The 11531-nt window shown below is 65.1% G+C and carries 6 protein-coding genes; 5 read left to right on the forward strand and 1 reads right to left on the reverse strand.

The features are described from left to right. Positions 1 to 107: 107 nt before the first annotated feature. On the reverse strand, positions 108 to 2090 hold the full coding sequence (locus ASG91_RS11195) for a hypothetical protein (protein WP_235545553.1): 1983 nt from the start codon (positions 2088 to 2090) through the stop codon (positions 108 to 110). Positions 2091 to 2537: 447 nt separating this feature from the next. On the opposite strand from ASG91_RS11195, the gene nrdR reads away from it, so the two are divergent. From nrdR to brxC, 5 genes are all read left to right on the forward strand, one after another. Then, positions 2538 to 3062: a transcriptional regulator NrdR gene (gene nrdR / locus ASG91_RS11200; RefSeq protein ID WP_056922700.1), complete on the forward strand. Its 525-nt coding sequence runs from the start codon at positions 2538 to 2540 to the stop codon at positions 3060 to 3062. 162 nt (positions 3063 to 3224) lie between these two features. Continuing rightward, on the forward strand, positions 3225 to 6164 hold the full coding sequence (locus ASG91_RS11205) for a vitamin B12-dependent ribonucleotide reductase (RefSeq protein ID WP_056922701.1): 2940 nt from the start codon (positions 3225 to 3227) through the stop codon (positions 6162 to 6164). 568 nt (positions 6165 to 6732) lie between these two features. Then, complete coding sequence (locus ASG91_RS11210; RefSeq protein ID WP_056922702.1) at positions 6733 to 7335, forward strand: DUF1819 family protein; 603 nt, start codon at positions 6733 to 6735, stop codon at positions 7333 to 7335. Next, positions 7332 to 7931, forward strand: a complete 600-nt coding sequence (locus ASG91_RS11215) for a DUF1788 domain-containing protein (protein WP_056922703.1) — start codon at positions 7332 to 7334, stop codon at positions 7929 to 7931. The genes ASG91_RS11210 and ASG91_RS11215 overlap by 4 nt, the downstream gene beginning before the upstream one ends. A gap of 4 nt (positions 7932 to 7935) precedes the next feature. Continuing rightward, positions 7936 to 11406, forward strand: coding sequence for a BREX system P-loop protein BrxC (gene brxC / locus ASG91_RS11220; protein WP_056922704.1), 3471 nt, complete (start codon positions 7936 to 7938; stop codon positions 11404 to 11406). Positions 11407 to 11531: the final 125 nt, after the last annotated feature.

Below are 11531 nucleotides of genomic sequence, written 5' to 3' on the forward strand. Positions count from 1 at the left end.
CAGCCCTTCCGGACACCCGCTGTCCGGTATGCCGCGCGGCGGCACTGCTACTGGCCGTCGAGTGAGCGCCAACCCACTCTCAGACCCCCGCGAAGATCGGTTGGCGCTCACTCGGCCATGGCGGAATCGGCCGGTTCGGTGGCAGCCGGCTGGGAGTCGACTACCGGGACGGCGGGCACTGCCTTGCGACGCTTGCGGCGCCGGACCACCAGCGCCACACCCGCGCCGGCGAGGAGCACGACGAGGAGGATGGCGGCTCCGGCCCGGGTCGACCACGAGCTGCGCGACAAGGCCGTCTCGAGCGCCCGGTCGGCAGCCTTCGTGTCGCCCTTGACGACGGCTGTGCGGGCGTCCGCGAGCGGCTCGGCGGGGCGCAGGACCAGCGCCCCCAAGCGAGCGAGCGGGTTGGGGGAGTCGGTGTCTGCGCGCAGCTTGGCGTAGCGGCCGGCCTGGCTGGTGAAGGCGGTCAGCTGGGCGGCGACCACCTTGTAGTCGTCCACATCAGCCGCGACCTCGTAGGCGTGCCGAACTCCGGTGACAGGGAGTCCGGACCGCGTGGCTGCCTGTTGCGCCGCAACGGCTTTCGCGGCGAGCTCTCCGGTCCGCGCCAGCTCCCGCTTGGCGTCGGCAAAGCTCCAGTCGTACATCGCGGACCGCACCCCGCGCGGAGGTGCCCACTCGCCATCGGCACGGTCGCGCGCGGCATACGCGGTGCGGGTGGTGCCGCGCAGCGCGATGGCGGAGGCGTCGCCCTTGCCCAACACCCACGTGGTCATGGACGCCTTGGTCGCGCGGTTGCCGCCCTCGACCTCGAAGGCGTCGTAGGCCTGCTTCCAGCTGCTCGCGTGGGTCGCCACGCTGCGGTCGCCCGCGGCGTCGTAGACGGAGTGGCTGGAGGTGAGCATCCGGACGACGTCCGGTCGCTGGGCGGCCGGGACGCCGGCCATCAGCTCGTGGACCGCTCGCCAGGACGCGGGGTAGCCGTAGGACTCGGCGGCGGTCGCGGAGGACGAGTCCCAGGCCCAGTCGTTGAGCGCGAAGGCGCCCTTCTGGGTCGGGCGGACGGTGGGGCGCGGGGAGTCCTTGGCCTTGAGCGCCTTGGTGGTCTGGGTGGCCAGCTCCTGGGCGAGGCCCTCGAGCAGCCAGCGCTCGTCGAGGTGCTCGGTGTCGACCCAGGCGTGCGCCAGCTCGTGGGCCAGCAGGGCGTGGTCGAGGGTCTCGTTGACGGTGATGCCGGTGGTGGTGAACTGGCCGTCCCAGCCGTAGACCTGGGCGCTGTAGTCCTCGGTGATGATCGTCCGGGCCTGCGGCCACTTCTGTCCGGTGAGCTTCTCGAGGGTGGTGACGGTGGTGGGCAGCCGGTCGGCGACGAAGGTCTGCCAGGCCCGGTCGCCGGGGAAGGCCTGGACGGTGAAGGTCGCCTTGCCGACGGTGACCTTGCGGGACGTCGACTGGGAGATGTCGCGCATCGAGACGGCGGACATCAGCCCGCCGGTGCCGCCGCCGGTGATGGTGGCGACGCGGGTGTCGCCGTTGGTCACCTCGGTGAACTTCTCGCTCACGTCGAGGGTCAGCCACCGCGGCGACTCGAGGTCGATGGTGGCCTGACCGGCGTCGCCCGGGGCGTAGGTGTCGATGGCGACGAAGCCGGGTCCGACCCGACCGGAGGCCTTGGAGCGGGGAGGGGCGCCCTTGACGCTGTAGGTCACCGTGATCGTGCGGCTCTGGCCGTAGAGCAGCTGGCTGGGGAAGTCGATCTCCGCGAACGTGAGACCACGCCGGGTCGCGACCTTGGCCGGCAGGGTGCTTCCCCGCGAGAGCGCCTTGAGCCCGGTCGCGCCGTTCGGGAGCCACAGCGCGTAGCCGGTCCAGTAGGAGTAGCGGCCACCGGACGGCGGCACCTGGTTGGTCACCGTCACGGTCGTCGTCACCCGGACGGGAGTGCCCTTGTCGGAGACGACGTAGCGGCTGTGCCCCTTCTCGCCCAGACCGTTGTCGGCCGCGGCCGGCGTGGCGGTGGCCAGGACTGCGGCGCAGCCCAGGGCCGTGGATGTGAGCACAGCGGCATGGAGCCGTCCCCCCGTTTTCATGCCGTGCAGTATTCCTGTGAGGGCCGACAGGTGCGTGCGGAACCGGGCGAAACGTCCGGGAAAACTGCCGGTTCGCGCCTCGTCCGGCGTCCACACCACATGTGGGGGAGGCAACGTTGGACAAACCCCAGATGTTGATGCCTCTGACGTCACATCAGTCACAGCAGCACCAGTTTGAACGTCACTGCGGCGTGTCGCGCCGCGCCCTCACAGGCCGCTGACCTGCGGCGATGCAGACTCAGCCAGCAGTTTCGGTGAACCGCTTGCGTCCTAGGTCACAGCGAGGCAGACTATCCCTACATCTAGTGGTTACACCGCTGTAGTTCGTCCACATGTAGTGCACAGGGCGAGGCGGGTTACCCACACGTTGTCCCCAGATCGTCCACACCGCAGTCCACAAGCACGGCGTCCCCAGCACGGGAAAACGCACGAGGGAGGAGAGCCAGCATGCACTGTCCGTTCTGCCGGCACACCGACTCCCGCGTGATGGACTCGCGCACCACTGACGACGGCAGCTCGATCCGCCGGCGTCGCCAGTGCCCCGAGTGCGGGCGCCGCTTCACCACCATCGAGACGGCCAGCCTGACGGTCACCAAGCGCTCCGGCGCGAGCGAGCCGTTCAGCCGCAGCAAGGTCCTCGTCGGGGTCCGCAAGGCCTGCCAGGGCCGCCCGGTCACCGAGGACGACCTCGCCCTCCTGGCCCAGCGGGTCGAGGAGTGCATCCGCCAGCAGGGACAGGCCGAGGTCGACGCCCACGAGGTCGGGCTCGCCATCCTCGGGCCGCTGCGGGAGCTCGACGAGGTGGCCTACCTGCGCTTCGCGAGCGTCTACCAGGCGTTCGAGAGCCTCGAGGACTTCGAGGGCGCCATCACCCTGCTCCGCGCCGAGCGCGAAGCCACCGGCACCGAGCCTGAACCGCGGCCCGACCATTCTTCTGAATCACATACCAGCGCCGGTATGCCGCCGGGCTGAGCCCGCGGCATACCCCACCGTCCGCATCGCCCGCGTCCGCAGCCCGATGCCGAGGACCACAGCACCACCACAGCGGGGATCACGAGCAGCACCGCGGCACTGTCAGTGCCGCACGAGACAATCATCAAGAAGAAACACCAGGGGCTAGGGAGGCCACCAGAAATGACTGAAACCGCAGGGGCACGTGCAGGTGCCCGGAAGACGTCCGGCAAGGGCGTCAAGGTAGAGCGGATCTACACCACCCCTGGTGTGCACCCGTACGACGAGGTGACGTGGGAGAAGCGCGACGTCGTCCAGCAGAACTGGAAGACCGGCGAGACGATCTTCGAGCAGCGCGGGGTGGAGTTCCCCGACTTCTGGAGCGTCAACGCCTCCACGATCGTCACCACGAAGTACTTCCGCGGCGCGCTCGGCACCGACAAGCGCGAGACCGGGCTCAAGCAGCTCATCGACCGCGTCGTGCTGACCTACGTCAAGGCGGGCAAGGACCACGGCTACTTCGCCAACGCGGAGGACGCCGAGGTCTTCGAGCACGAGCTGACCTACGCCCTGCTGCACCAGGTGTTCAGCTTCAACTCGCCCGTGTGGTTCAACGTCGGCACGCAGAGCCCGCAGCAGGTCAGCGCCTGCTTCATCCTGGCCGTCGACGACTCGATGGACTCGATCCTCAACTGGTACAAGGAAGAGGGCTTCATCTTCAAGGGCGGCTCCGGCGCCGGCCTCAACCTCTCCCGGATCCGCTCCTCCAAGGAGCTGCTGTCCTCCGGTGGCACGGCCTCCGGCCCGGTGTCGTTCATGCGTGGCGCCGACGCGTCCGCGGGGACGATCAAGTCCGGTGGCGCGACCCGTCGCGCGGCCAAGATGGTCGTCCTCGACGTCGACCACCCCGACATCGTGGAGTTCGTCGAGACCAAGGCGCGCGAGGAGGACAAGATCCGCGCGCTGCGTGACGCCGGCTTCGACATGGACCTCGGCGGCAAGGACATCGTCAGCGTCCAGTACCAGAACGCCAACAACTCGGTCCGCGTCAGCGACGAGTTCATGAAGGCGGTCGAGGACGGCACCGAGTTCGGGCTGCGCGCCCGCGACACCGGTGAGGTCATCGAGAAGATCGACGCCCGCGAGCTGTTCACCAAGATGGCGCAGGCCGCGTGGGAGTGCGCCGACCCGGGGATCCAGTACGACGACGTCATCAACGACTGGCACACCAACCCCGAGACCGGCCGGATCACCGCGTCCAACCCGTGCTCGGAGTACATGTCGCTCGACAACTCCTCGTGCAACCTGGCGTCGCTCAACCTGCTGAAGTTCCTCAAGGACGACGACACGTTCGACGCCAAGACCTTCCAGAAGGTCGCCGAGCTGGTCATCACCGCGATGGACATCTCGATCTGCTTCGCCGACTTCCCGACCGAGGCGATCGGCGAGACCACCCGTGACTACCGCCAACTGGGCATCGGCTACGCCAACCTCGGCGCCCTGCTCATGGCGACCGGTCACGGCTACGACTCCGAGGGTGGCCGCTCGCTCGCTGCCGCCATCACGTCGCTGCTCACCGGTGCCGCCTACAAGCGCTCCGCCGAGATCGCCGGTGTCGTCGGCCCGTATGCCGGGTACGCCCGCAACGCGGACGCCCACAAGCGGGTGATGCGCAAGCACCAGAGCGCCAACGACGCGATCCGTCCGCTCGACACCATGGACACCGCGATCCACCGTGCGGCCACCAAGGCCTGGGACGACGTGGTCAAGGTCGGCGAGAAGAACGGCTACCGCAACGCGCAGGCCTCGGTCCTCGCGCCGACCGGCACCATCGGCTTCATGATGGACTGCGACACCACCGGCATCGAGCCCGACTTCTCGCTGGTGAAGTTCAAGAAGCTCGTCGGTGGCGGGTCGATGCAGATCGTCAACCTGACCATCCCGCGTGCGCTCAAGAAGCTGGGCTACACCGGCGAGACCATCGAGGCGATCGTCGAGTTCATCGCCGACAAGGGTCACGTCATCGACGCTCCCGGCCTCAAGCCCGAGCACTACGAGATCTTCGACACCGCCATGGGCGCCCGGTCGATCTCGGCCATGGGTCACGTGCGGATGATGGCGGCGGTCCAGCCGTTCCTGTCCGGCGCGATCTCGAAGACGGTCAACCTGCCTGAGAACGCCACGGTCGAGGAGATCGAGGACGTCCACATGCAGGGCTGGAAGATGGGCCTCAAGGCGATCGCGGTCTACCGCGACAACTGCAAGGTCGGCCAGCCGCTGTCCGATGGTGGCTCGACCGCCAAGGACGCTGCGGCGGACAAGCTCACCGCGGCCGCCGAGGCCAAGGTCGAGAAGGTCATCGAGTACCGCCCGGTGCGCAAGCGCCTGCCGAAGCGCCGGACCTCGCAGACCACGTCGTTCGCGGTCGGTGGCGCCGAGGGTTACCTCACGGCCGGCACCTACGAGTCGGGCGACCTGGGCGAGATCTTCCTCAAGTTCGGCAAGCAGGGCTCGACCCTGGCCGGCGTGATGGACGCCTTCTCGATCGCGGTCTCGATCGGCCTGCAGTACGGCGTGCCGCTGGAGACCTTCGTCGAGAAGTTCACCAACCTGCGGTTCGAGCCTGCTGGTCTCACGGATGACCCCGACGTGCGGATGGCGCAGTCGATCATGGACTACGTGTTCCGTCGCCTGGCGCTGGACCACATGGACTTCGACACCCGGTCGTTCATGGGCATCCACACCGCTGCCGAGCGCGCTCGCCAGCTGGAGACCGGTTCGTACCAGGACACCGACACCGACTCCGAGTCCGCCGAGGAGCTCGAGGACGAGCTGGAGAACTTCAGCCAGTCCGCGCCCGTCACCAAGCCGGCCGCCGCTGCCTCGACCTCGACTGCCACGGTCGAGGGCAAGGCACTCGACGCCGACTCGGTGAAGTCCGGTGCCGGTGCAGCCTCTGCCCGTGAGGTCTCGGTCGAGGTCCACTCGTCCGCAGAGCTCCTGGAGAAGTTCCAGGGCATCTCCGCCGACGCCCCGATGTGCATGACCTGCGGCACGAAGATGCGCCCCGCCGGTTCCTGCTACGTCTGCGAAGGCTGCGGAAGCACCAGCGGCTGCAGCTGATGTGGTCGGTCAGGCAATGACGCGCTGAGGCGGTCATCGCTTGAACCGGAACGGTCAGCAATGTCCTGACCTTGGTCAGCGCGACATTGACGAGCGCGAGCAAGGGGTGTCCCGGGTTCCGGGACACCCCTTGCTCACGTCATGTCGCCAAGGGCCTCGGGATGGGACAGAAGAGTCGTTGTGTCGCTCTTGTCGCCAATATGGTCATAACCGCGAGGCACCGACCTCCACCTAGTTAGGATCGTGCAAAGCCGGCTAGAAGAGGATCGTTTGGGAGGGGCGTCGTCATGTCCGAACCTTGGCCGTCGACCGAGGAGAGCGCCAGGCGCTTGGGCGTAACAAAGGACAGTTCTACTCGTGAATCGCCGACAGAGCGATGCCCGCGCACAAGCTCGGGCGGCTTTGGAAGTTCCAGGCGGGTTGAGGTCGACGAGTGGGTCCGGCGGGGTGGATTCGGCGCCTCGGGCGTTCCCTCGACCACGCGATGAGGACGGCACGCGTCCAGCATGGGGATGTCGGTCCTTACCGATAGCCTGATCGACTTTGTTCAGACTAAGAGGAGGTGCGCATGACGACGGATGCCCCCCGCTACGCGTTGTCCTTCACCAGCGGCGCCCTTCTCATGCGCGAGGCCCTAGTAGTCGCGCCAATCTACTTTCGTGAGCGCGACTGGCCCGCGGTCCGAGCGCTAATCGAGTCGAACAATGTGCTCCAGTCCCGCACCCGCTCGTCTGGTCTGCGCCTGGCTCGTGAAGTAACCCAGAGACTCTCGGTGCTGACGGACGACGACATCGGGCTGTTGATCGACGCAACTCCATCAGAGCGTGGCCACCTCATGTGGGCGGCAGCCTGCCGCCGTTATGAACTGATCGGCGAGTTCGCCGAAGAGGTCCTGCGCGAGCGGTTCCTCGTCCTTGCCAAAACCCTGGACTACGACGACTTCGACAGCTTCATCCGGAGCAAAGCGCTCTGGCATGAGGAGCTCGCTGACCTAAGGGACTCCACGATGCGGAAGCTCCGCGCCACCACCTTTCGCATGCTCTTCGAAGCTGGACTGCTTTCGGAGGATCGCCGCATCCTTCAGCCTGTCCTGTCGGCCCGCGTGGCTGAGGCTCTTGCGCAGCGCACCCCAAGTGACATCCGATTCTTTCCAACTGGAGGCCCAGCATGAAGTCGGCTGACCTCGCCAAGCAGGAGCAGCACCTGTTCGCTGTGCTTAGCGGTAAGCGGTTCCTTCAGATGGAGGGCCTGGGCAATGAGGTGCCGTTCTTCATCTACCCCTACCCTCCTGAGGCGGCGCTCGACGTCACGCAGGTGAAGAAGCGGGTGAAGAACAAGCTCAGCCAGAAGGGCATTACGGTCCGCGAAGTCAACCTCTACGACCTGTCGGTCGAGATCCTTAAGGAGCGGGGCGTCTGGCAGCGGGTCCTCGAGGTCGAGCCTGACCAAGACAAGGACGACTTCCGCGAGATGCTCCAAGGAATGCTCGATCCGCAGCTCCATATCGCCCCGGCCATCCGCAACAAGATTGAGGACGGCGACTTCGACATCTTCATCCTCACTGGCATCGGTGAGGTCTTCCCGTACATCCGGTCGCACAACGTGCTCAACAACCTTCAGAGCGTCGTGACCGGTAAACCCATGCTCTTGTTCTTCCCCGGCCGCTACGAGCAGTCCGACATCCTCGGGTCCTCCCTCGTGCTCTTCGGACGGTTGAAGGATGACCAGTACTACCGAGCCAAGAACATCCTGGAACAGGAAGCGTGACCAGATGCTGTTGAACGAAATCTTCGCCAAGGACGTCCAGCGCCCGATTGAGGGGGTCATCAAGGCAGACGACGTTGCGCACCTGGGCACCGAAGTCGAGGAGTACGTCGTCACCAACGAGGCCGCCAAGGGCCTTGAGCTGCTGCTGGAGGAATACACCAATTACACGAACGCGAACGGCGTCTGGATTTCTGGCTTCTTTGGCTCGGGAAAGTCGCACTTGCTGAAGATGCTTGCGCACCTCCTCGGTGACGTCGAGGGCCAGGACTTCGACCGTACCCAGGTCGTCGAGAGCTTCCGGGCCAAGGCCACTGATGCCTTCCTTCCCCCCCTACTGGACAAGGCAGCGCGCATCCCTGCGAAGAGCCTGCTGTTCAACATCGACCAGAAGGCCACTCTCATTGCCAAGGACCAGACTGACGCCTTGCTGAAGGTGTTCGTCAAGGTCTTCGATGAGAGCCGCGGCTACTACGGAAACCAGGGGCACGTCGCCCGATTCGAGCGCGACCTGGACCTCGACAACCGCGGTCAGTACTCCGCGTTCAAGGAAGCCTTCGAGCGGATCGCCGGTATTCCGTGGACGCAGGGACGAGAGCAGAGCGCCCTGGAAGGGGCGAGCATCGACCGTGCTTTCGCAGAGGTCAACGGCGAGCCGGCCGACGGCATCATCAAGCAGTACCAGGCGTCGTATGCCGTCTCCATCGAGAACTTCGCCGACGAGGTTAAGAGCTGGCTCGACAAGCAGCCTGAGGGCTTCCGCCTCAACTTCTTCGTTGACGAAGTGGGTCAGTTCATTGGCTCCAACACCCACCTGATGCTCAATCTTCAGACGATCGCGGAGAGCCTCAACACCAAGTGCGGTGGGCGTGCGTGGGTGATGGTGACCTCGCAGGAGGACATGGACAAGGTCGTGGGTGACCGCACCAAGCAGCAGGGCAATGACTTCTCCAAGATCCAGGCCCGCTTCAAGACTCGTGTGAAGCTCACCAGCGCGGACGTCGAGGAGGTCATCCGCAAGCGTCTGCTGGAGAAGAATGATGCCGGCGCCTCTGTGCTTCGGGCGATCTACGCGAAGGAGTCGGCGAACTTCAAGACGCTCTTCGATTTTGTCGACGGCGCAAAGACCTACCGCAACTACACCGACGAACGGCACTTTGAGGGCACGTACCCATTCGTCAGCTACCAGTTTCCATTGTTCCAAGCCGCGATCGAAGGCATCTCCGATCACAACGTCTTCGAGGGGCGCAACAGCTCGGTCGGTGAGCGCTCGATGCTCGGTGTCGTCCAGCAGGTTGCCAAGGACATCGGCAACGTCGAGGTCGGCAGGCTTGCGACCTTCGACCACATGTTCGCGGGCATCCGCGCCTCGCTGAAGTCGGCCGCGCAGCGCTCCATCGACGTCGCGGAGCGCAATCTCGACAACCAGCTTGCTATCCGCCTGCTCAAGGCGCTCTTCCTCGTGAAGTACGTCGAAAGCTTTCAGGCGACCCCTCGTAACCTCACCGTCCTCGTTTACGACCGCTTCGGTCTCGCTCTGCCCGCGCTTGCAGAGGACGTGAAAGAGGCGCTGAGCTTGCTGGAGACGCAAACCTACGTCCAGCGCAACGGCACCGTCTACGAGTACCTCACCAACGAAGAGCAGGTCATCGAGGAGGAAATCAAGAACGTCGACATCGACGCCTCCGAGGTCAGCGCCCACCTTTTCAAGGTCCTATCCGGCGACGTCATCAAGACGAACAAGATCCGCTACGCCAAGAACGGTCAGGACTTCCCGTTCGGCTTCAAACTTGATGACCAGGTCCATGGCCCGCAGCGGGAGCTCTCAGTCCACTTCATCACACCCGAATACCCGTACGAAGCCGAGCAAATCCGTATGCACAGTGCCGGCAAGGACGAGTTGCGCGTAATCCTCGATCCAGACGAGCGTGCGTTCACGGACCTACGACTGCTCCTCAAGACCGACAAGTACACCAAGCGCAAGCGGACCTCCTCGATCTCCGCGGTTGAGGAGCAGATTCTCCAGTCCAAAGCAGCCCTGAACCGTGAGCGGGAAAGGGAGCTTGTGCAGCGCCTCCGGGGAGCAGTTGGCAGGTCCACGCTCGTCATCAACGCCGCGGACCTGCCTGTGTCCTCAATTGATGCGCTTAGCCGAGTGACCGAGGGGTTCCAGGAGCTCGTTAGCCGGACCTATACCCAACTCAAACTGCTCGGCGGCAGCACATACAGCGAGCAGCAAGTCGCGGGGGCAGCCAACCCCGACAACGGACTGTTCGATGCCGATGTCCTCCAGAGGCTCGACCAGCCCGGACAAGAGGTTCTGTCCACCATCCTTCGCAAGAACGCCCAGGGCGAGCAGGTGACGATGAAGACCATCGTCGATACCTTCCAAGCGAAGCCCTACGGCTGGGACCTCGCCGCCATCGAGGTCATCGTCGCATCGCTCATCGGCAACTCGAAGGTCACCTTGACGGTCGACGGCAACGATCTCAAACGCAGCGAGGTCGCCACCGCCCTGCGCAACACCCAGAAGCACGGACACGAGGTCATCGCCCCACAAAGGACCTTCGACGAGCGCGCGGTTGCCAACTTCCGCTCGTTCGTCACCGACTTTTTCGATGAAGGGAACGCACCGAAGGACCCGCTAGAACTGGCCCACCACGGCGCAGAAAAGCTCAAGGGCAGACTCGACGAACTGAAGGCGACGGTGAGCGGCTCTCGCTACACCTTCGTCGAGCAGCTCAGCGGCCCGATCCGGCTGTTGCAGCAAGCCGTTGGAAAACCCGACGACTGGTATCTCGGCGATTTCAAACTCGGAAACGATCTGCTCGAAGCCAAGGACAACGTCATTGATCCGATCCAGGCATTCCTCAACGGGGCCCAGCGATCGATCTACGACGACGCAGCCGCCCTTCTGTCGACACACAGCGGCAACCTGGGCTACCTTCCGCCCGGCAGCGACGAGAAGGTCGTGTCTGCGCTGGCCGATCCCAACGCCTTCCGCGGCAACAAGATGGCCCAGCTAAGACAGGCAGCTGAGGACCTGCGCGGTCAGATCGACGCCGTCGTCGCTGCCAACCGTGCCGACGTGGCAGCCGCGATCAAGGATCGTAAGACCGAGTTGCTCGCCAGCGACTTCTGCGCGAAGGCAACCCCTGAAGCGCAACGGCGCGTCACCCAGCGCATCGACCACACCCTTGCCCGAGTTGCCGGAGAGAGCCAAGTGGCACTCATTCTCCAAATCGGGTCGACCTTTGAGTCAAGCGACTACCCGGCTCTGCTTGACCTTCTTGCTTCCAACCCAGTGGCGCCCGACCCGGAACCCGCACCTCCGAAGCACACGGTGTCGGTGAAGACGATCCCGGTTCCCGGAGCATCGGGCGTCCTTGAAACCGAGGAGGACGTCGACACGTACCTCACCGCGCTGCGTAGCGCCCTCGTCAAGACCCTGAACGACGGAAAGCGAATCACGCTCTGATGGAGACAGTAGCTCTGAAGTCTTTCGCGGTGTGGGCGCGCAAGGAGCTCTTGCGCGAGGTCGGTGCGCGGGTGAGTGCTGTGTTGGCGCCGGGTTCTGCGGAGCGGGTTGAGCAGTCGCCGGCG

This window comes from Phycicoccus sp. Soil802, from assembly GCF_001429605.1.
GTDB lineage: Bacteria > Actinomycetota > Actinomycetes > Actinomycetales > Dermatophilaceae > Pedococcus.